This is a genomic window from Streptomyces sp. AB3(2024), assembly GCF_041862025.1.
Taxonomy (GTDB): domain Bacteria; phylum Actinomycetota; class Actinomycetes; order Streptomycetales; family Streptomycetaceae; genus Streptomyces.
Window position 1 is genome coordinate 1 of the sequence record NZ_JBGWAB010000143.1, and the last position, 19281, is coordinate 19281.

At 71.4% G+C, this 19281-nt stretch carries 21 protein-coding genes and 3 pseudogenes; 11 read left to right on the forward strand and 13 right to left on the reverse strand.

All coding sequences use genetic code 11. The annotated features are described in order from the left end of the window. The 3 genes and pseudogenes from ACEPPI_RS34685 to ACEPPI_RS34695 all read right to left on the reverse strand — a co-directional run. Positions 1–228, reverse strand: a pseudogene (locus tag ACEPPI_RS34685) (hypothetical protein); the annotation flags it as partial. Between the two features lie 255 nt (positions 229–483). After that, positions 484–671: pseudogene (locus ACEPPI_RS34690) on the reverse strand (nitroreductase/quinone reductase family protein); the annotation flags it as partial. A gap of 137 nt (positions 672–808) precedes the next feature. After that, a complete protein-coding gene (locus ACEPPI_RS34695) occupies positions 809–2296 on the reverse strand; it encodes a PLP-dependent aminotransferase family protein (protein WP_373919238.1) in 1488 nt (495 codons plus the stop codon). Positions 2297–2325: 29 nt separating this feature from the next. Between ACEPPI_RS34695 and ACEPPI_RS34700 the strand changes: the two genes are divergently transcribed. Further along, the gene (locus tag ACEPPI_RS34700) at positions 2326–3267 is read left to right on the forward strand and encodes a DMT family transporter (RefSeq protein ID WP_373919239.1); all 942 of its coding nucleotides are present in this window, start codon (positions 2326–2328) and stop codon (positions 3265–3267) included. Positions 3268–3344: 77 nt separating this feature from the next. On the opposite strand, the gene ACEPPI_RS34705 is transcribed toward ACEPPI_RS34700, so the two are convergent. Both ACEPPI_RS34705 and ACEPPI_RS34710 read right to left on the reverse strand, forming a co-directional pair. Continuing rightward, positions 3345–3977, reverse strand: a complete 633-nt coding sequence (locus tag ACEPPI_RS34705; RefSeq protein ID WP_373919240.1) for a class I SAM-dependent methyltransferase — start codon at positions 3975–3977, stop codon at positions 3345–3347. 82 nt (positions 3978–4059) lie between these two features. After that, positions 4060–4434, reverse strand: coding sequence for a YbjQ family protein (locus ACEPPI_RS34710; RefSeq protein WP_030229701.1), 375 nt, complete (start codon positions 4432–4434; stop codon positions 4060–4062). Between the two features lie 946 nt (positions 4435–5380). Here ACEPPI_RS34710 and ACEPPI_RS34715 point away from each other — a divergent pair. The 6 genes from ACEPPI_RS34715 (at position 5381) to ACEPPI_RS34740 (ending at position 9452) form a co-directional block, all read left to right on the forward strand. Then, on the forward strand, positions 5381–5608 hold the full coding sequence (locus ACEPPI_RS34715; RefSeq protein ID WP_373919241.1) for a hypothetical protein: 228 nt from the start codon (positions 5381–5383) through the stop codon (positions 5606–5608). Further along, complete coding sequence (locus ACEPPI_RS34720; protein WP_373919242.1) at positions 5601–6527, forward strand: DUF2637 domain-containing protein; 927 nt, start codon at positions 5601–5603, stop codon at positions 6525–6527. Before ACEPPI_RS34715 ends, ACEPPI_RS34720 begins: the two co-directional genes overlap by 8 nt. A gap of 364 nt (positions 6528–6891) precedes the next feature. Continuing rightward, on the forward strand, positions 6892–7152 hold the full coding sequence (locus tag ACEPPI_RS34725) for a hypothetical protein (RefSeq protein ID WP_373919243.1): 261 nt from the start codon (positions 6892–6894) through the stop codon (positions 7150–7152). Positions 7153–7329: 177 nt separating this feature from the next. Next, positions 7330–7563: a hypothetical protein gene (locus ACEPPI_RS34730; protein WP_373919244.1), complete on the forward strand. Its 234-nt coding sequence runs from the start codon at positions 7330–7332 to the stop codon at positions 7561–7563. A gap of 290 nt (positions 7564–7853) precedes the next feature. Beyond that, entirely contained in the window at positions 7854–8732 is an 879-nt protein-coding gene (locus tag ACEPPI_RS34735) for a helix-turn-helix domain-containing protein (RefSeq protein ID WP_373919245.1), read from the forward strand. 177 nt (positions 8733–8909) lie between these two features. Beyond that, positions 8910–9452 carry a hypothetical protein gene (locus ACEPPI_RS34740; protein WP_373919246.1) on the forward strand — a complete coding sequence of 181 codons (543 nt, stop codon included), beginning with the start codon at positions 8910–8912 and terminating at the stop codon, positions 9450–9452. Positions 9453–9461: 9 nt separating this feature from the next. Here ACEPPI_RS34740 and ACEPPI_RS34745 read toward each other — a convergent pair whose 3' ends face one another. From ACEPPI_RS34745 to ACEPPI_RS34770, 6 genes are all read right to left on the reverse strand, one after another. Next, complete coding sequence (locus ACEPPI_RS34745; protein ID WP_373919247.1) at positions 9462–9812, reverse strand: NTP pyrophosphohydrolase; 351 nt, start codon at positions 9810–9812, stop codon at positions 9462–9464. Positions 9813–9817: 5 nt separating this feature from the next. After that, a complete protein-coding gene (locus tag ACEPPI_RS34750) occupies positions 9818–10753 on the reverse strand; it encodes an AAA family ATPase (protein WP_373919248.1) in 936 nt (311 codons plus the stop codon). A 3-nt stretch (positions 10754–10756) separates the two neighbouring features. Then, positions 10757–11965: an RNA ligase gene (locus ACEPPI_RS34755; RefSeq protein WP_373919249.1), complete on the reverse strand. Its 1209-nt coding sequence runs from the start codon at positions 11963–11965 to the stop codon at positions 10757–10759. 72 nt (positions 11966–12037) lie between these two features. After that, complete coding sequence (locus ACEPPI_RS34760) at positions 12038–12715, reverse strand: epimerase (protein WP_373919250.1); 678 nt, start codon at positions 12713–12715, stop codon at positions 12038–12040. 81 nt (positions 12716–12796) lie between these two features. Continuing rightward, the gene (locus tag ACEPPI_RS34765) at positions 12797–13351 is read right to left on the reverse strand and encodes a hypothetical protein (RefSeq protein WP_373919251.1); all 555 of its coding nucleotides are present in this window, start codon (positions 13349–13351) and stop codon (positions 12797–12799) included. Between the two features lie 264 nt (positions 13352–13615). Further along, positions 13616–13783: a transposase gene (locus tag ACEPPI_RS34770; protein ID WP_373919252.1), complete on the reverse strand. Its 168-nt coding sequence runs from the start codon at positions 13781–13783 to the stop codon at positions 13616–13618. An 18-nt stretch (positions 13784–13801) separates the two neighbouring features. Here ACEPPI_RS34770 and ACEPPI_RS34775 point away from each other — a divergent pair, with 18 nt between their 5' ends. After that, positions 13802–14374, forward strand: coding sequence for a hypothetical protein (locus ACEPPI_RS34775; protein WP_373919253.1), 573 nt, complete (start codon positions 13802–13804; stop codon positions 14372–14374). Between the two features lie 143 nt (positions 14375–14517). Here ACEPPI_RS34775 and ACEPPI_RS34780 read toward each other — a convergent pair whose 3' ends face one another. Both ACEPPI_RS34780 and ACEPPI_RS34785 read right to left on the reverse strand, forming a co-directional pair. Next, on the reverse strand, positions 14518–15603 hold the full coding sequence (locus tag ACEPPI_RS34780; protein WP_373919254.1) for a hypothetical protein: 1086 nt from the start codon (positions 15601–15603) through the stop codon (positions 14518–14520). Positions 15604–15916: 313 nt separating this feature from the next. Continuing rightward, a complete protein-coding gene (locus ACEPPI_RS34785; protein WP_373919255.1) occupies positions 15917–16285 on the reverse strand; it encodes a nuclear transport factor 2 family protein in 369 nt (122 codons plus the stop codon). 70 nt (positions 16286–16355) lie between these two features. Between ACEPPI_RS34785 and ACEPPI_RS34790 the strand changes: the two genes are divergently transcribed. From ACEPPI_RS34790 to ACEPPI_RS34800, 3 genes and pseudogenes are all read left to right on the forward strand, one after another. Next, positions 16356–17231: a LysR family transcriptional regulator gene (locus tag ACEPPI_RS34790; protein ID WP_373919256.1), complete on the forward strand. Its 876-nt coding sequence runs from the start codon at positions 16356–16358 to the stop codon at positions 17229–17231. A 552-nt stretch (positions 17232–17783) separates the two neighbouring features. Continuing rightward, positions 17784–18305, forward strand: a complete 522-nt coding sequence (locus ACEPPI_RS34795; RefSeq protein ID WP_373919257.1) for a hypothetical protein — start codon at positions 17784–17786, stop codon at positions 18303–18305. A gap of 65 nt (positions 18306–18370) precedes the next feature. Beyond that, positions 18371–19123 (forward strand): annotated as a pseudogene (locus tag ACEPPI_RS34800) (transposase); the annotation flags it as partial. Positions 19124–19281: the final 158 nt, after the last annotated feature.

Consider the following 19281-nt stretch of genomic DNA (forward strand, 5'->3'; position numbering starts at 1 on the left):
CGCCGTGCCGCCGCCGGGGGTGGTCGGCGAGGCGCTCGGCTTCGCACCGGCCGGGGTGGACGGTACGGGGCTCGGCGCCGCGCTCGCGGTGACGCCGGGCGCCGCCGCGCCGGAAGAGGCCCCCTCCGAGGCGAAGGCCGGGCCGCCGAGGGCGACGACCGCCCCGGCGGCCGCGACGACGGCGGCGGCCCGGCGGGCGGACAGGGGAACGCGCTTCAGGTTCTTCACTCTGGTTCTCCACGGTCGGGTCGAGGGCTCGGAACTTCGCCCTTCACCCCTCCACGACGTGCGAGTCCCCGATCGGTTGCCGCCGTTCCCGAAAAACTTTTCCCCGGTTCCGCGCCCCCGCTCAGTGCCGGTCCGAAGGGGGGCCCGCGGGGCCGGCGGATCTGGAGCCCGAGCGCGGGCGCGGGCGGTTCGCCGGGCCCGGTGTGCGCGGCGCGGGCCGCGAGGTGGGCTTCGGTCTACCGGTGCCCCGTCGTGGCGGACGTAGCCGAGCGGTGTCGTGTGCGGCGCGCCCGAGCGGGCGCCGGTGGAGGTCAGCAGGAGCAGGTCTGCGCCTTCGAAGGGCCGCCCACGCGGCCGCCGTTGGCACGGAACTCGTCGATGTCGGACTGGTGCTGTGGCGGAGTTGACGGGGGAGCCGGTACGCGGCTGCCGCTCTGCGTCAACTGCGGGGCGCGGAGTGTGCACTCATGGCGGGTCCCGTGGGTGAGGGGTGTTCCGCCCGACCGCCGGCCGGCCCACTGCTCTTTGGCCGGCGCCACGCGACACCGTTGCCCATTGCACGCACCGGGTGCGGGTGGTGTCACCCCGTTCGATCTTGGCGGCCGGCGTCCGTCAGTCCGCGCAGGGCCCGGCCCAGCAGGGCGACGCCCTCCTCGATCTCGCCCGCCGGGCCGGCCGCGTAGCCCAGGACCAGGCCGGGCGGGCCCGGGCGCAGCCGGTGCCAGGACAGCGGGTGGGCCTTGACGCCGAGGGCGAGGGCGGCCGAGGCCAGGGCGGTGTCGTCGAAGGAGGCGCCGTCGAAGGTGACCATCAGGTGCAGGCCGGCGGCCGCCCCGTGGACGCGGGCGCCGGGCAGCAGGCCGGCGACGGCGCGCAGCATCGCGTCGCGGCGGCCGCGGTGACGGCGGCGCAGGTGGCGCAGGTGGCGTTCGAGTTCGCCGGAGTCCATCAGGCGGGCGAGGACGAGCTGGGCGAGGACGGGGTTGCCGAGGTCGGCGTGGCGTTTGGCGGCGACGACCTCCTCCCGCAGGCCCGGCGGGACGAGCAGCCAGCCGAGCCGGAGGGCGGGGGCGAGCAGTTTGGACACGCTTCCGGCGTAGCAGACGGCCTCGGGGAGCAGCGCCCGCAGGGCGGGTACGGGGGCGCGGTCGTAGCGGTGTTCGGCGTCGTAGTCGTCCTCGATGACCACTCCCCCGGCGGCGGCCCAGTCCAGCAGTTCGCGGCGGCGCTCGCCGTCGAGGACGACGCCGGTCGGGAACTGGTGCGCGGGGGTCAGCAGCACGGCCCGCGCCCCGGCGGCCCGCAGCGCGGCCACGTCCAGCCCGCCCTCGTCCACGGGTACGCCTACGGTGTCCAGCCCGGCGAACTCCAGCTGCCGGCGCGCTCCGAGCGAGCCGGGGTCCTCCACCGCGACCCGGCGCACGCCGCGCGCGGGCAGTACCTGCGCGAGCAGCCAGAGCGCCTGGGCGACCCCCGCGACCACGACGACCTCGGCGGGGTCCGCGCGGATCCCCCGGTTGCGGGCGAGCCAGCCGGCGACCGCCGTGCGCAGGGCGGGGGCGCCCTGGGGGTCGCCGTAGCCGAAGTCGGCGGGGGTGAGGGCGGCGAGGACCCGGCGCTCGGCCTGGAGCCATGCGGTGCGCGGGAAGGCTGCGAGGTCGGGCACGCCGGGCGAGAGGTCGATCCGGCAGGGCACGGCGCGCAGCGCGTCCACGAGCCCGCCGCGGGAAACGGCGTCCGGGAGCGCGGCGGGTGGGACTGCGGCCTCCGGGAGCGGGGCGGCGACGACCACGGTGCCGCCCCGGCCGCGGCCGGCCACCTGGCCGGTCTCGGCGAGGCGCTGGTAGGCCTCGGTCACCAGGCCCCGGGAGACCCGGAGTTCGGCGGCGAGGACGCGGCCGGCGGGCAGCCGGCTGCCGACGGGCAGGGTGCCGTCGGCGATGGCGGCGCGCAGGCGGTCGGCGAGCCAGGCGGTGCGGCCGCCGGGCGGGGCCTGCCCGATGTCGAGCTGGAGGAAGTCGGAGCCGCTTTTGGACCCCTCAATGGCGCCATCTTTGGACCTGCTCACCGGACCATTGTGCCCTCAGGCTGGACGGCATGAACACCTCCGCGACCTCCACCGCACCGTCCGTGGCACCGGTTCCCTCCGTCTCCCCGCGCGACCTCGTTCCCGGCGTCATCGGCATGACCCTGGTCGGCAGCAGCGTCACCGTCTCCCGGTCCCTGGTCGGGGCCCCGCTGTTCGCCTCGCAGGCGGTCCGGTACGCGGCCGCCGCACTGATCCTCGTGGCCCTCGCGCGGGTCGCGCGGGTGCCGCTGGTGCGGCCCCGGGGGCGGGAGTGGCTGTGGCTGGCCGGGATCGCGGCAACGGGCCTGGTGCTGTTCAACGTGGCCGTCGTACGGGGTGTCGCGCACGCCGAGCCCGCGGTGATCGCCGTCGCCGTGGCCTGCGTACCGATCCTGCTCGGGCTCGTCGGCCCGTTGCTGGAGGGACGCCGGCCCAGCCGCCGGGTGCTGCTGGCGGCGCCGGTCGTGGTGGCGGGCGCGTTACTGGTCGAGGGGACCGGGCGCACCGATGCCGCCGGGGTGGGGTGGGCCGCGCTGGCACTGGCCTGCGAGGCGTGCTTCACCCTGCTCGCGGTGCCGGTGCTGGGGCGTCACGGCGCGTGGGGAGTGTCCGTGCACGCGGTGTGGCTGGGGGCGGTGATGCTGGCGGGACTCACGGTGTTCACGGGGCGGCCCGCCTCCGGGTCGGCGGCGTTCGCGGCCTGGCTGGGGTCGCTCACGGCCGGGCAGTGGGCGGCGGTCGGGTACCTGGCGGTACTGGTGACGGCGGTGGCCTTCCTGCTCTGGTACCGGACGGTGGCGGCCGTGGGCTCCGGCCGGGCCGGACTGCTGGCGGGGGTCGCGCCGCTCGCGGCGGCGGGCGCGGGGGTGCTCGGCGGCGGCGGGACACCGGGCCCGGCGGTGTGGCTGGGCCTGGTGGTGGTGATCGCCGGGCTGGCGCTCGGGCTGCGCGGCGGGGACGGCCGGGGCTGATCCGGCGCCCGCCCCTCACGGGCCCGCCGGGACGGCTTCCGCCTCCCGTCGGGCCCGCCGGGTCGCCGGGCGGGAGCTCAGGCAGGCCTGTGGGCGTAGCAGAAGAGGTGTTCCTCGGGACCGGCGAGGGGATCGGCGGGCCGGAAGGACGCGGTGTGGTGGCGCAGCACCTCCAGCCCCGCGCCGGCGAGCCGGTCCAGGTGCTGTTGCGTGGAGAGACTGCTGACGGTCACCCGGTGGCCCATCCACTCGATGTCGAGGCCGCGGATGTCTCCGGGCACCGTGGCCAGCAGGAAGTAGCCTCCGGGGGCGACCCAGGACGCCATCCGCTCCAGGGCCGCGGCCACCTCCGGCTGGTCCATGACCAGCAGCGGGAAGAAGGAGCACACCGCGTCGTACCCGTGCGGGCCGGGCGGGGCGTACGTGCGCACGTCGGCCTGCTCGAAGCGTGCTCCGGGAACCCGGGCGCGGGCCGTCTCGACCATGGCCGCCGAGACGTCGATCCCGGTGACCTCGCAGCCGGCCCGGACGAGCCGGTCGGCGGTAGGACGGCCGGTGCCGCTGCCCACGTCCAGCACCCGTGCCCCGCGGGGCAGGCGGGCCGCGAGCCAGTCGAGGGCCTCGATCTGTCCGGGCACCTCGCCGAACAGGTCCTCGTAGCGCTCCCCCAGCGCGTCGAACACCTCTGCCGCTGACTCGCGTCGGTCCATGACCCCTCCTCGTCCGCTCCTCGGCCCGGGGTGCCACCGTACCCAGGGGGCCCGGTGGCCGGAGGCGGATTCGGCGAGCGGCTCAGGCCGAGGCGGGAACCAGGACGACGGCCGTGCCGTAGGCGCACACCTCGGTCCCGACGTCGGCCGCGTCCGTCACGTCGAAGCGCATCATCAACACCGCGTTCGCGCCGCGCGCCTTGGCCTGCTCGATGAGCCGTTCCATGGCCTGGTTGCGGGTCTGCACGAGGGTCTTGGTGAGGCCCTTCAGCTCACCGCCGATCATGGACTTCAGTCCCGCGCCGATCTGGCTGCCGAGGTGCCGGGAGCGGACGGTCAGCCCGAACACCTCCCCGATGACCTGCTCCACCCGGTAACCGGGAACGTCGTTGGTGGTCACGACCAGTACACCGGTCTGCTGGGCGCCGGGCCCGCCGCCGTAGTCTTCGATACCCATGCGCCCCACTCTGTCCCCGGCCCCGGCCACCCGCATCCGGGGCGCGCCGCGGGGCGCTCCGTCTGCGTGTCCGACGCGGCCGGTGCCGTCGGCCGGATCACAGCGAACCCGCGACGTCCCGTCCCTGCGGCTGCTGCGGAACCGAAGGAGGCCCGCACGGGCCGCCCCCCGGCCCCGTCACATCACAGGGGCCCCGGCAGATCCCGAACGTGATCGCCGACGGGACTTCCACGCTGCCGTACCCGGGGTGCAACTCGTCCACGTGCCGGGACAGGACGTCCTTGAAACATTGCGCGCGCCGTAGCTCCCGGCTGTCCGTGTAGTGCATACGGCCCACCCCTGATGACGTCCAAGCGGTGATTGCCGTACCCAGCGCAGCGCAGATCAGCCCGATCCACAGGAGGGCGTCTGTCACAGCTGTTCCTTTCCATGACGGAGATGCAGGTGTCCGCCACCGGTGACTTCCGGTGACACCTCGACATAACGCAGCGGCATATGACGAGTTGCGCCTTGTCAGCCGATTGCAGTCATCCGTGGACGAGCGGCGCGACACGCCGCGCAGACTCCGGCCGGGTGGGGGCGCGCGGCGCAAAACGAGCGCCGCGGCAGCTGCCGAGTGCGCGTCCTCGGCCGGCCCGGCGACCACGCACCGACGGCGGGCCGCACCACCACGGCCGCACCCGATCGTGCGGCCCCTTCCGCGGCCGAACGGAAGAACCGCAGCTCGCACGGGGTGCGGACGGCCGGCCCGATGCGCTCCCCACATGTGTAGAACCGATAAAGACACCGGTCAATCCCTGCCCGCTCCGCCACCCTCACCTGCATGGAGCACATCCTCCCCGGCGCCCGGAGCGTTGGGTGGACTATGACAAAAGCAAGCCACTCGGCAATTTTTCCGCGGGTACCGGAAGGCGATGGACGCAGTGTTCACGCCGACGGCACGAGGGTGGGGAAGTGGACCTACACCGCGGTCTCGGCAGGCTGGGCGATGCCCGAGGGCGCGACGTTGCACCGCGACGGAAAGGACGTCGACCTCCACTACTCGTCCTCGATCTTCGAGGACTTCCTGGAGGCGATGAGCGCGATCGAGAACGACTTCACCCGACGGTTCCAAGAGGCGGCAGTGGTCGAACCGTCCGCCGGTGAGCGCTGCGGGCGGAACTCCCTTGTATGAGTACGGCCATCACGACGGCAGCGGATTCCACGGCCTGCCGGAAGTCCCCCTGTTCCACCCCGGCCCGGACACCGGACAGCAGGCGGCTCTCGGGCAACCGCTGGACGGGCTGGACGAAGTGAACTACACGTGGGACCCGGCGGAGGAGCTGGCCTACCTGCTGCAGGAGGCCAGGGGAACGAGGCAGGCGGAGCCGCTCGGCCCGATCGGACTCGACGAAACCGGTGACACGGTCGCCGCCGGCCTCGCCACCGGAGCGACCCAGGCCCTCTACGTCGGACCGCGCCCGGAGGCCCCCCACGGGCACCGCCGCGTCCCGGCGAAGACACCGAAGGCGCCGCGGGATCCGAGGGCTCCGATACTGACCCTGTTCCGAACGGGCAGCCTGTTCTCCGCCCTGCTGGTCGCGGTCATCGCCGCCGTGGTGAGCGTCTTCAGCGGCCTGGCCATCTCGGACGCCCTGCGTCAGACCGCAGGACCGCGCACCGCTCACGACATCGTCATCTGGTGGCCCCTGCTGATCTGCGGACCCTGGATGGTCGCTTCTCTGTCCATCCTCCGGGCCGCCCTACACCAGCGGCGCGCCATCCACTCCTGGTCCATCGTCCTCTTGTTCTCCACCCTCGCCACCCTGCTGTGCGTGGCCCAGGCTCCCCGGACGTTCGCCGCGCAGGCGGCGGCCACCCTTCCCCCCATCGCGGCACTGGCCTGCTTCCAGCAACTCGTCCGCCAGATCACCCTCACACGACCGCCCCGCCACCCCGCCGCGCGCCACCGCCAGCGGCCCCGGACGCCCGCCCCGCTCCGGCCCCCGGCCACACCGGGCAGCCCGGGTACGCAGCTTCCCGACTACCCGGTCGCGGATCACAAGGCCGACGGCCGTTCCGCCCCCGGCTACCGGTTCCGCTACGAGTCGTGACGCGGTTCGCAGCGAGGCTCCTCGGAGCGCGGCCCCGTGAGACCGCCGCGCACGGCAGCCCGGTATCGCCAACCTCTCGGACATCGGTCCTTCCCGGATCCCCACGAGCATGATCACTTCCACCTCAGGAACGAAGACTAATCCGATAGGTCACGGGCTGCGCACGCTCTCAGCCCAACGGGTCTGCCGCACGGAACGGCCACGGCCGCGTCCGGGGGCGGACCCGGGCGCGGCCGGCCGCGCCCGAAGGACGACCGCCCGAAGCGCCTTGACCGCCGGAACCTCCTCGGCCTCTCCCGAACCACCCGAACCGGCAACGCGCTTCAGCGTCCCGTTCCCCCGTCCATCACGAAAGGACAGCATCGTGGTCCACGATCTCACCCGCGCCGAACGAATCCGGTACCAGCGCAAGCAGGACGCCGCGTACCAGGCCGGTGAGGCAGCAGTCACCAACCTCAAGGCCGCACTCGCCCTCGCCGGCCTGGTCCTTCCCTCGCTCAGCAACGACGGGCCGGTGGGCTGCCGCGGCCTCGTCCGGCTCGGAGGGTGCAGCACGGACCTGGCCGACCGGCTCGCCGAGGTCATCACGGCCGGGGCCCGCGCCCTGCGGGACCAGCAACGGTGAAACCCGGCCGATCCGCGGACACCCGGCCGGCCGCCGGAGCCGTGCCGCACGGGCACGCCGCCGTTCCACCGCCACAAGTGACACACGCACGGAGGTTCTCGCATGAATGCGTGGCATCGTTCGTCCCACATTCCGTGGCTGTCCCGAAGGAAGCTCGACCCCTACCGGTTCCCGGGCTTGCGGGGATTACCGGACTCCGGGGAAACGGGTGCCCGTGAACCGTTACCCGGCTCCGGGCCCCCTCCGCGCGGCCCGGGTCCCGAAGAACTCCGACGGCTCGCCCTGTACGCCTGCCTGACCGCCGCCGGCATCCGGCCGCTCGGCGCCGACCTCCGTGCCATCGAAGTGCTCTCCGCGCTCGACGACGTCACCCACGCGGCCGTCCGACGGTGGATCTCCGGCACCTCCTGACTCCCGCCCCGGCCGTGCCCCGCAGCACCGCTGCGGGGCGGACGCCACGGCGACCGGGGTTCGCGCCACCCCCCGCCACCCCCGCCACCCCCGCCACCCCCGCCACCCCCGCCACCCCCGCCACCGCATTACCGGAAAAGAGACACGCGCGCCTCCCCCCGTAGTCCGAACAGGTGGTGTCGCCGTGCGGATGCGCTGTAGATCGGGCCGGTTATGCAGAATTCGTTTGCCGATATCGGCCGTGGGGCGACGGGGCCCGCGTGAGGTCCTTGAGCTGGAGGTGCCCGCCGGTGACGGCGAACGGAAGTCCCACGGTCAGAAGGCGCCGCCTGGGCGCCGAGCTTCGCCAGCTCCGCCGGGCAGCCGGAATGACGTCCGTGCAGGTGGCGAAGCATCTGCTCGTGTCCCAGCCCAAGATCAGCCTCATCGAGACCGGCCGCCGCCCCATCAATCCGCGTGACGTGCGCGATCTGTGCCGTCTCTACGGAGTCATCGACCTCAAGGTCATCGACTCGCTCATGCGCATGGCGAGGGAATCGGCCCGGCAGGGCTGGTGGGTCGCCTGCGGGGACGTTCCCTACGGCGTGTACATCGGCCTGGAGACGGAGGCCGTCGCCATCCACTCCTACGAGCCGCTGGTCATCCCCGGGCTGCTCCAGACCCGCGCCTACGCGGCCGCGGTCATCGCGGCGACCATCCCCTGCCCTCCGACCGAGCAGGCCGCGGTCCGTCTGGACGTGCGGCTGCGGCGCCAGCACCGCGCCCATCACCCCGCCCGGCCGCTCCGGTTATGGACCGTCCTGGACGAATCCGTACTGCACCGCACCATCGGCGACCGCGACGTCATGCGCGAACAGCTGGAGCACCTGAACGCTCTCGGCGCACAGCCGCACATCACCGTGCAGGTCCTCCCGCACAGCGCCGGCGCCCACCCGGGGCTCACGGGACAGTTCTCCACCCTCACGTTCCCCGACGCCGACGCGGGGGTCGTCTACCTGGAGCGCTTCACGGGCGACCTGTACGTGGAGAAACACTCCGACCAGCGCATGTACCACATCATGTACGACCACCTTCAGGCACAGGCGCTCAGCCCGTCCGAGACGCGGCACTTCATCAACGACGTGATCAAGATGTACGGGGACGCACCGGGCACCGGGGGGGCACCGTGAAGGCGAGGACCGAGGACGAGAGGGTCGCGCCGGATATTGGGCAAATCGGGCTATCGGGCGGTGCGTCGCGGGAACCCCGTGACCCGCCGCCGCCATAGTCGTCCCTGGCAGCCGCCAGGTTGCCGCCCCGGCCGCGTCGCGCGGGCCGGGCGGAAGTCTTCGTAGAGGAGTCGGCTCATGCTGAAGCCCACCAGGATCGTCCTCGCCCTTTCCGCCGGAAGCCTGGTGCTCGGCCTTGCAGGTGCGGGTGCGGCCGTCGCGGACCAGGGTCCGATGGACGACGGCCCGGCCCGGACGCACGCGGCCGACGACGGCCCCCTGTACGACGAGCCCGGCGTCTACCCCAAGCCCAAGCACGCGCTGGGCAAGGTCATCTCGCGCGGACCGCTCAAGGTCCGCAGCCACCCGAGCACGCACGCGAAGGTCGTCGGCAAGGTGCACCCGCACGAGAAGCTCGCCATCGAGTGCAAGAAGCGCGGCGAGCGGGTCGACGGCAACAACATCTGGTACCTGCTCGACCAGCGCAAGGACGAGAAGGAGCCCGCGGGCGGCATCGGCCGCCCCGGGGACGGCATGGAGGACGGTACGGACGGCGGTACGGAGGACGGCGCCGAGGGCAGCGGCGACGACCACGTCCGCACGCACCGCGCGGAGTACAAGCAGGCCTGGGTCTCCGCCCGTTACGTCAAGGACATCACCCCCGTGAAGTGGTGCCGCTGACCTTCCGGGTCACTCCGCCGGGCGTACGGTACGGGGCCCCGCGCACTCGGCGCCGTACGCCCGTACCCGCTCCCGCAGTCCCCGGTCCGCCGTGACCACCACGCAGGGCCGCCCGGCGGCGGCCGCGACCAGCTCCACGATGCGGTCGTCGCCGCTGCCGGGCGCCGCGTCGACCCGTACGCCGGGCACGGACGCGACGCCGCGGGCGGCTCCCTCGACCACCAGGACGATCTCCTCCCCCGCCCCGCGCAGCGCGAGCCGGTCGCGCAGCCGCTCCGCGGCCCCGCGCCGGTCCCGCCACCAGCCGTCGGGCACGGACCCCACGACGTTGGCGGCGTCCACGATCAGCAGGGTCGCCACCGCGCTCAGAAGTCCCCGTAGTTGACCTGCCAGGTGGGCAGGCCCATCCGGCGCCAGACGGCGACCACCCGGTCGCGGTCGTCGAGGGAGACGCGGACGGCGTAGCGGTGGCGGACGTGCGCGTCGAAGAGTTCGGCCTTCACCACGTCGTCGCGGCGCTGGTCCCCGGACGCGCGCATCCACAGCTCGTCGTACGGCACCTCGTGCCGTACCAGCCACTCCTCCGTCTCCGCGCGGTGGTCCTCGCTGCGTCCGGAGAGCAGTACGACGGTGTCCTGCCCGGCCCGCTTGAAGGCGTCCAGCGCGTACCGCACCGGCTCGTTGAGCAGGTCGAGGCCACAGCGCGTGAAGTCGTAGACGTGACGGTCGCCGGTCAGCGCGAGCGTTCCGTCGATGTCGCACATCACGGCGGCGGGCAGCGCCGGGTCCGCCACGTACGGTGCGACCGGAGGCTGGTCGTTGAGCCACTCCGCGGTGAGCCGCCAGCCGCCCTTGCGGGACCGCTGATGCTTGTCCGCGAGGATGCGGATGATCTCCTCGCCGACCTGCCGCTCCCGCGCGGCGTCCCTCGCCACGCACTCCTCGACGGACACGTCGGTGAAGTCGTGCACGACGAAGGTCGCGCGCCCCGCGACCGCGGCCTTGAGGCGCTTGGGGATGTGGGGCGTCAGGTGCGTGTTGTCGACGACCACGTCGAAACCGTCCTCGACGGCCGCGATCACCGCGGCGTCCTGGACGGCCAGGACGGTCTGCTCGTGCTTGTACGAGCGGCCGCGCTCGGCGTCGGGGAGGTCGAGCATGGCGCGCAGGTCGTCGAGGTTGACCCGCCGCATGCGCCCGCCGGCCTCCGCCTGGAGGGCGCGCGCGGCGGTCGTCTTGCCCGAGGCCGGCAATCCCGTCATGACGTGGACCACGGGGAGTGCGGGCTGTTCTTCGGACACCGGTCAGTTCTCCTCGTCGGTGGTGTAGGGGTCGGAGGTCTCGGGGCGGACGGCCCGCCAGGAGACCAGCTCCGTGCTGCGGCCGTCGAGCCTCAGGAAGAGGGCGGGGCGCAGCGCGACGTCGGGGACCTCCCGTACGGCGCGGGCGAAGGCTCCCCGGTCGGCGGCCAGGTGGGCCACGGCGGCGAAGGCCTCGTCGATCTCCCGCTCGCGCCGTACGGCCTCCTCGTCCAGGCGGTCGATCACGGCGCGCACCCAGGCGTCGAACTCGTCCGGGACCTGCTGGAGGAGCTCGTCGAGCGGCTTGCCGCCGCAGGCCTCGATGTCCGCGACGGTGCAGTTGAGGCCCTGGGCGAGCTGCTTGGCGGGCAGTCCGGCGAAGCGCTGCACGCCGTGGCTGCGCCAGATGTCCCGCTCGGTGACGCGGGTGAGCAGCCTGTGGAGGCGTACGTACTCGCCGAGCTTGGCCTTGGCGCGGACGCCGGAGGCGAAGCGCAGGACGAAGCCCTCGGCGTCGGTTCCGCTCGCCCGCTCCCCTCCGGGGAGGGCGTTGGCCTCGGTGAGCGCGAGGAGTTCCGCGAGCGGCATGGCGGGCCAGACGGTGACGACCGAGCCGATGTCCCGCCAGTGCGCGGCCGCCTCGGCGAGCGGCACCTCGCTGCCGTCCGGGCCGTAGGCCGCGAGCAGGACGAGGTCCCGGCGGTCGCCGTAGTCGACGACGATGCGGTTCTGCGGGTAGAGGATCTCGGCGAGGTAGGTCACGCCGGGCACGAGGGCCGCGGTGTCCCGGGTGTCGAGGCGGCGCTGTCCCCAGGTGGCCTGGGCGCTGATGAAGGAGCCCTTGGAGGCGACCCGCCAGTGGTCCGCGTAGTGGAAGACCACGGCGAGGCTGCCGTCGACCTTGTCGTACACCTCGAACGGCTCGTCGGGCAGGGCGGGCGCGTAGGGCCGGCCCTGCTCGTGCTCGCCGACGTTGAAGAACTTCGGCAGGGGCAGCGCGACGACCGCTCCGGTGGCGTCGTCGGCGACGAGGCCGCGGCAGCGCGTGGTGACCCGGTTCCAGATCTGCTCGTACTGCGCGGTGCGCGTGTACGTGTAGATGGACAGCGGCAGTTCGGGGTGTGACTTGCGGGTCACGTGCCCGGCGTCGATGGCTGCCGCCAGTTCCTGTGCGGGCAGCAGGTCGTGCAGAGTCAGGCGGTCCTGGCTCATGGGGTTCCTCCCGGTTCGAGATGGTCCATTCTCACGTGCGGGAGGGGTGGGCCGGTAGTCAATTATGACTGGTCACGACGGTTGCGGGCCCCAGTGGTTGATGTCGCGGGGGCGCAGGATCCGCTCGGTGGGCGCGGTCGCGGGGGTGGCGACGGCGATCATGGCGCGACCGATGGCCTCGGTGGTGGTGACCTGGTTCGGCGCGAACCGGCGCAGGAGCGGGAACAGGGGTGCGGTGAGCACGTACGCGGCGCGGTAGAGCAGGGTCTTGGAGGGCATTCCGCTGACGGGCTGGACCAGGCCGGGTCGGAACATGTAGGCCCGGAAGGGCAGTGCGAGCAGGTCGTTCTCGGTCCGGCCCTTGACCCGGGCCCACATGGAGCGGCCCCGCTCGGTGCTGTCGGTGCCCTCGCCGGAGACGTAGACGAAGGTCAGCCGGGGGTTGGCGGCGGCGAGGGGGCGGGCCACGGCGAGGGTGAGGTCGTAGGTGACGCGGCGGTAGGCCTCCTCCTTCATGCCGACGGAGGAGACGCCCAGGCAGAAGAAGCAGGCGTCGTACTCCGGCAGTTCGGCGGCGAGGCCGGAGAGGTCCGAGGGGTCGGGTACGAGGTGTTCGCGGAGTTTGGGGTGGGTGACCCCGAGCGGGGTGCGGCCGATCGCGAGGACCCGGGTGACGGAGTCGTCGCGCAGGCACTCGCGCAGAACTCCGCGCCCGATCATTCCGGTCGCGCCGAGGAGGATGACGTTCACGGGCGCAGCCTAGTGCCGTGGCCGGCACGTGCGCCCGATTCGGCTGTGGCGGACGCGAGCTCGACATCGCGCCGAGGGATGTCAGGCGGGTCGACAGCGGCGTACGTAGTAGGCGTAGGTCAGAGCCAGCACCATGGGGCCCCAGAGCGCCCCCAAGCTGATGCACCCCTTCGCCAGCAGCTCCCACCAGCCGTTGGAGTACCCGAGGGCGTGGAACCCTGGGACGTGAAACCAGGCGAGTAGGAAACTTCCCGACACCGCAGTCAGGGTCAGGCCTCCGATGACGGCGGGGATGATCGCCGCGAGGGGTGGGATGTGTTTCCCGCCAATGATCGGGAGCCATGCGGGTGCGACCTCGCCCCATCGCCGCACGAGGCCGAGGGAGAGCAGTGCCAATGCCTCTGACAGCAAGCTGATGCCGAAGACGTAGGGGACGGCCCAGTACCACGGCGGCATTGCCGGAGCGTTCGGTTCGATCATCCCCATGTCGAAGTCGAAGGCGAACGGCAGCCGCCACAGACACTGGGGCAGCAGCACCAACGGGATCGCGTGGGCGGTGATGGCCGCCCATCTCGGGGTCGGCCGCTCGGTGTCGTGTGAAGTCGCGCTACGGCGAGGTGTGTTGATTGCAGTCACGAACCCCAGCCTCTTTGAGCCTCGTAGGCTTGGCGTCACTCCGGAGAGCGATGCGCCTCCCCCAGGAGAGTGAGCTCCCGGTCCTTAGGCGACCGCACGAGCTGCTCAGCCTCGGCGCCGCACCAGCCCTCGCAGATGAGGTGGTGCTCGCTGCCCGTCTTCCGCCGGTCGACCGGCGACGGACCGGTGGCGGCTCCCCCTTTTTCGCCCGGATGCGGGAGCCGTCAACGCAGGCCCTGGAGCGGTCGAGGCGGCCGGCCGCGTTCAGCTCTCGAGCAGGATGCGGTGCAGCTGGTCGAAGACCCCGGCCTGCTGCCACCGCCCCAGGCGCCGCCGGCAGGTCTGCCACGAGCCGAACCCCGGCTCAGGGGGCAGGAGTTGCCACGCGATATCGTTGCGGAGCATGTACACCTGGGGCACCTTCCGGAGCACCGCTCTCAAGGATGAGGGGTGATCAGGATGGCGCGAAACATCCGGCCCCTCGCCATCACCGTGGCGGCCATCTCCGCCGGGCTGCTCATTGGCTACCTGTACGTCTCCGGGCGGAATCCAAGTTCCGTGGAATGGGATCTGAGTCGTAGCCACACCAAGTCTGACGTCGACTGGTCCAGCAAGAGCAGCAGCACCTGGGAAATTCCCGATACCGAGTACGACACCAAGCTTCCCGGCGGACTCCACCTCATGGGGAAGCGCATGCTTCGGCTGGACGCGGATCCGGGCACCGGCCGCATCGGACAGGTCAGCATTGTCTACCCGAATATGACTACCGATGAGGCCTATCGGGCGGCCAGGGAACTCGCCAGGGAACTGTCGCTGGAAACCGTGAATCTGGACCGGTGGTACAAGGAGCGGAGCAGCGGCGGCGAGGCCGGAGAGAAGGACCTGACGTCCACCACCGGCATGTCGCCCGCCGAACAGGCGCCGGGTTCGCCGGCGATTCACGCCTCTCTGCTGTACTCCTTCGACCATGAGAAGCCCACGTTCATCGACCTCTCCTTCTACTGGCCCGAGCCCGAGAGATGAGCCCCTGAGGCGACGCCGCCTTGTCCTCGGGCGGCCGCAACGCCTGGTCGGTCGCGGCTTGCCCCGGTCCGGGCGTAGGACCTGGCGGACGGATTCAGATGGTTGCTTTCGACGTCAGGCGGTGGTTTTTCGCAGGGATTCGGTCACGCGACGCGGATCTGCAGGACGTAGTCCCCGGATCCGCCGAGGATGAGGCTGCCCGACCGATAGGTCATGGCCTGGGGCAGCGCGCAGGGCAGTTTCCGGGCATCCACCGGGTGGGGGATACGGCACGGGCTGCTGGCCTTGATGCCGGCCTTTTCCCTCCCGACGACGTCGGTCTTCCCGGAATGGAGGTGCAGGATCGCGCCGTTGTTGCCGGACGCGTCGTAGACCTGCGCGAAGATGCCGTTCGAGCCGTCGTCGGTGAGCCACCTCACCTTCAGGGCGGCGGGGGATCCCGGCAGCCCGGCGATCTCCGCGGGCAGCAGGGGCTTGCTCAGCAGGCCGTCGGCATTGATCGCCACCACGTCTACGAGTCGTCCGGGCACGCGATCAGGCACCTCGGGGGACACGTAGGCCGTGCCGGATGCGTCCACCGTGCTGTCCCGGCCCAGCTGGAGCGGCTGTCCGTCGGGGGATTTCGCCGTGGTGCGGTAGAGCTGTTTGAGGGTGCCGTCCTTGAGCGCCCACAGGACGTCGTGGTCCGCGATCAGGATGGTGCCGTCGGGCCTGACCCCGAACGGACTCAGCGTGGCACTGAAGTGGAATCCGTCGGCGCGCGCCGACACGGGCACGGGCTCCGTCGTCGCGCGGGCCGGCCCGGTGGCCCCGGCCAGGACCGACATTTCTCCGCCCGGCCCGAGCCTTTTCACCTGGCCCTCGCTGCCGAGCACCACAGAGCCGTCGGCCAGTGCAACGACGCCGCCGGCAGAACCGTCCTTCTTCCCGGCGAACGCGACCGGCGACACCGTCCGGTCGCGGTTCAGCCGGACCAGCTTCTCTCCGAGTACGTAGACGCTGCCGTCCCGGCCGGTCGTCATGCCGGCCGGGAGGCCGCTGAAGCCGTAGAACGCCACGTCCCTGAGGCTTGCATCCCGGCCTTCGTAGGAGAAATCCAGCAGTTCGGCGGCCTGACCCCGGGCGGGCTCGGCCCACTCGCCGTCGTCGCCCCCGTCGCTGCCGCAGGAGACGGCACTGACGGAGAGGACGGCCGCCACCAGACCGACCAGCACCTTACGCAGCGTCACGCGAAGCACCCTTCCGACGAAAGGAGCAGGCGGGAACCCCGTACGGGGGATTCACGCCCGCAGGTGATCAATTCCAAGAGGGTGCCCGCGGAGACGAGAACGAGGGCGCCCAAGACCGTTTCGTGACGAACAACCTGGACTCCCTCGCGACCGCACTGTACGTGATGACCGACAACCTGCTGAAGGGTTCGCCCCTATCCCGCACCGTGGCGTCCGGCCGTGGGGATCACCCCGAGACTCACCGACGCCGGGCCGGTCACGCCAGTTCAGTACGAGGCGCGTATCGAGTCTTGATCACCAGGGTTTGCCCCGCTCAGCTCTGCCTCTCGAGTCCCGCCAGCAGTGCGCGGGGGTCGAAGGTCACCCGGATTCGGGTGACCTTCCCGTCGTCGACGTGCATCCAGTTCGCCGTCGGAGCAGGTGGCGCAACGCTTGTATACAGGTCGAACCAGGTGATGACTTCATCACCTTCCGCTACCCGCACCTTCACGTCGATCTTCTCCAGCACCTGGCCGAGCCCCTTCAGCCCGGCGAGCGCCGCCTCCACCCCCGACGCCGTTCCCAGCGCTCCGACGAAGTCGACATCCTCGGCCAGCAACCCCCGCAAGGCATCGAAGTCGCCCGCCTCCCAGGCGGTGAAGTAGGCCTCGGCAAGCTCTCGCGCAGTCCTCGTCGTCGTCATGCCTCCATCCTCCAGCCATGCGATCCATCCGTCCAACAGATGTATCAGATGGCATCTATCATTGCTGGATATGGAGATGCACCAGCTGCGCTACTTCGCTGCGGTCATGGACGAGGGCACCTTCACCGCTGCCGCCCAACGTCTGCACGTCAGCCAGTCCGGCATCAGCACCCAAGTGGCCAAGCTGGAGTCGGAACTGGGCCAACAACTACTCGACCGCTCCGGCCGTCGAATCCGCCTCACCCCGGCCGGTGAAGCCGTTCTCCCCCTCGCGAAGGACGCCCTTGCCACTTTTGAAGCCATCAAGCACACCGCCGCCGAGTTCGCGGATGCCGTCCGTGGCCGGGTCCGCCTCGGCATGATCATGGGCTGCTCGATCCCGGCCTTCCTCGACACCATCGCCGACCTCGGCCGCACCCACCCCGGCATCAAGGTCAGCCTCCACGAGGGCTACTCCGACGACCTCCAGGCCCAGGTCCTCGCCGGCTCTCTCGACCTCGCCCTGATCGGCTACGCGGGCGGCGTCGCCCCTGGCCTGGAGGCAAGCATCGCCATCGACGAGCCGATCACCGCAGCCGTCCCTGCCGGGCATCCCCTCGACCGGCCGGACCTCCACCTCGGCGACCTGCGGGACGAGAAGATTCTCTGCCTCTCCCCAGGCACCGGCATCCGCGCCGCCTACGAGGACTCCTGCCACAGGATCGGCCTCGACCCACGCGTGGACATCGACGCCAGTTCTCCAGTCGCCCTGCTCCGCCTCGCTGAGCGCGGTGCGGGCATCGCCGTCCTCAGCGCGTCCTCCACACAAGGCACCGGCCTGCGGACCGTCCCGCTCGCCAACGCGGCCACGCACGCCCGGCTCGGACTTATCACTCGCCGAGGTCAGCACTCCCCCGCCGCACAGCTCCTGCGAACCAGGCTCCTCGCCGCTCTGCAAGCCGGCTAGGAGCGTGTCTCAGTAACCGGCAACCCGCCTGTGTTCGTGATCATTGGTGCGGGATGATCTCGGTATGCGTGGTGGCGTCGGGGAATGGACCTCGCGAGGGCCGGACTCGCTCCGCCCCCGACCGCGAGGACTGCCGCCGGCCTGGACACCAGCAAACGCCGCATCCAGCGCATGGTGAGCATGCCTGCACGGTAGAGGTGCGCATCACCGGCTCCGGGTCAGCGATCCGGTAAGAATATTGGCGCCGCAAAACGCGTCCGACGCAAGATGGTTCGGCGTGCCCGGCGGACACCGTCGAGCCACGTCCACGGCGTATGCCCGCTCCCGCGGGCCTGTGTTCATGGGGTTCTCATCGACGAGACCACAGCCCCGAGCCGCCACGCCATCGAGTGATGCGGCTCAGCCAGGCGAGTGACAGCGGCCACCGCAGGCTGCTACCGGGCGGGCCGGTGTTCCAGGATCGGTGCCGCCGCCGTCTCCGGCGGAATGTGCATCGACCACGTCTGTGCCGTCCGATCGGCTCGACCACGGCTGTTCGAGGAGTCCCATCCCATGCGTTCACGCGTCATCGCCGTCATGGCCGCCGCGGTTGCGGCCACTGCCGCACTCGCGCAACCCGCCCACGCCGCCCCGCTCGTCGACGGGGTCTACCGGTTCGCGGCTCTCAGCGACGGCAAGTGCCTGGTCTGGCCCAAAACGCACGCGAGTATCGGCATGGTGTCGCTGGGCGCCTGCACGGACAACGCGTCCACCTCGGCGAACTGGCAGGTACGGCAACGCCCCAACGGAACAATGGAAGTCTCCACGCCGGGTTCCAACCCGCGCACCTGCCTGAAGTTGACTGACGACTACAGAGTGATGGTCAACGACTGCGCTGACAAGTACTCCGAGTGGACCGTCTCCTACGGCTCCGCCGGGCCCGGCAGCGTGGTGTGGGCCGACATCGAGCACACCCCCAGCGACCACTCCGGCTCGTGGGGGAAGCTGGTGGACAATCCCAACGTAACCGGTCGAATCGTGGTGAGGCACGCCCCCATCGAACCGCACTACTGGGCATTGCAGCAGGTTAGCTAGGAGCGTATCTCAGTAACCGGCAACCCGCCTGCGTCTTGTGATTTTTCATGCGGGATGATCCCGGTATGCGTGGTGGGGATGGGCTGTTCGCAGTCGAGCCGGTCAAGGCGAAGCGGCGTCAGGGCCGTCCGGCAGCGGTGGACAAGACGTTCCGGGCGTTCGACCCGCACCAGGTCCTGCTGCTGCCTCCCTCGCTGGACGACTGGCTGCCCGAGGACCACCTCGCCCGGTTCGTCGCAGACCTGGTCGACGAGGTACTCGACCTCTCCCCGATCCTGGCCGCCTACATCGAGAAGCGCGGCCACCCGCCCTATGACCCCCGGCTGATGGTGCGCTTGCTGATTTACGGCTACACCACCGGTGTCCGCTCCTCCCGGGCGATCGAGCGCAAGTGCGCTGACGACGTGGCGTTCCGGTTTCTGGCCGCCGACCAGGCCCCGGACTTCCGCTCGATCGCCCGGTTCCGCCGCCGTCACCTCAACGCCCTGGCCGACCTGTTCACCCAGTCGCTGCACCTCGCGACCAAGCTCGGCATGGTCAAGATGGGCCGCGTCGCCCTGGACGGCACCAAGCTCGAAGCGAACGCCTCCAAGCACAAGGCGATGAGCTACGGCCGCCTGATCAACAAGGAAGAACGGATCGAGGTCGAGATCGCCGAGCTGGAGGCCAAGGCCACCGCCCTGCTCGCCGACGCCGAGGCCACCGACGCCGCCGAGAACCAGGCCTTCGGCCCCGACGGCAAGGACACCGACCTGCCCGCCGAACTGGACCGCCGCGAGAAGCGCCTCGCGCGCCTGCAGGCCACCCGCGCCCAGATGCCCGGCCTACGGCCGGGCAGCCCCTCGACAAGATTTTCAGCAGCCTTCTAGTCCCGTACTTCGCGGGTCGCTGATTCGTATGGTGTGACCGGTCCGGGAGTGTCCCGGACCGGTCGTGTGGCGTTGGTCCGGATGTGTCGATGACTTCCCGGTCCCCG

Excerpts from the sequence above, each read along its gene's own strand:
- ACEPPI_RS34700 (WP_373919239.1), top strand. The coding sequence starts at position 2,326 with ATGAACACCTCCGCGACCTCCACCGCACCGTCCGTGGCACCGGTTCCC.
- ACEPPI_RS34705 (WP_373919240.1), bottom strand. The coding sequence starts at position 3,977 with ATGGACCGACGCGAGTCAGCGGCAGAGGTGTTCGACGCGCTGGGGGAG.
- ACEPPI_RS34740 (WP_373919246.1), top strand. The coding sequence starts at position 8,910 with ATGCTGAAGCCCACCAGGATCGTCCTCGCCCTTTCCGCCGGAAGCCTG.
- ACEPPI_RS34790 (WP_373919256.1), top strand. The coding sequence starts at position 16,356 with ATGGAGATGCACCAGCTGCGCTACTTCGCTGCGGTCATGGACGAGGGC.
- ACEPPI_RS34710 (WP_030229701.1), bottom strand. The coding sequence starts at position 4,434 with ATGGGTATCGAAGACTACGGCGGCGGGCCCGGCGCCCAGCAGACCGGT.
- ACEPPI_RS34755 (WP_373919249.1), bottom strand. The coding sequence starts at position 11,965 with ATGAGCCAGGACCGCCTGACTCTGCACGACCTGCTGCCCGCACAGGAA.
- ACEPPI_RS34795 (WP_373919257.1), top strand. The coding sequence starts at position 17,784 with ATGCGTTCACGCGTCATCGCCGTCATGGCCGCCGCGGTTGCGGCCACT.
- ACEPPI_RS34785 (WP_373919255.1), bottom strand. The coding sequence starts at position 16,285 with ATGACGACGACGAGGACTGCGCGAGAGCTTGCCGAGGCCTACTTCACC.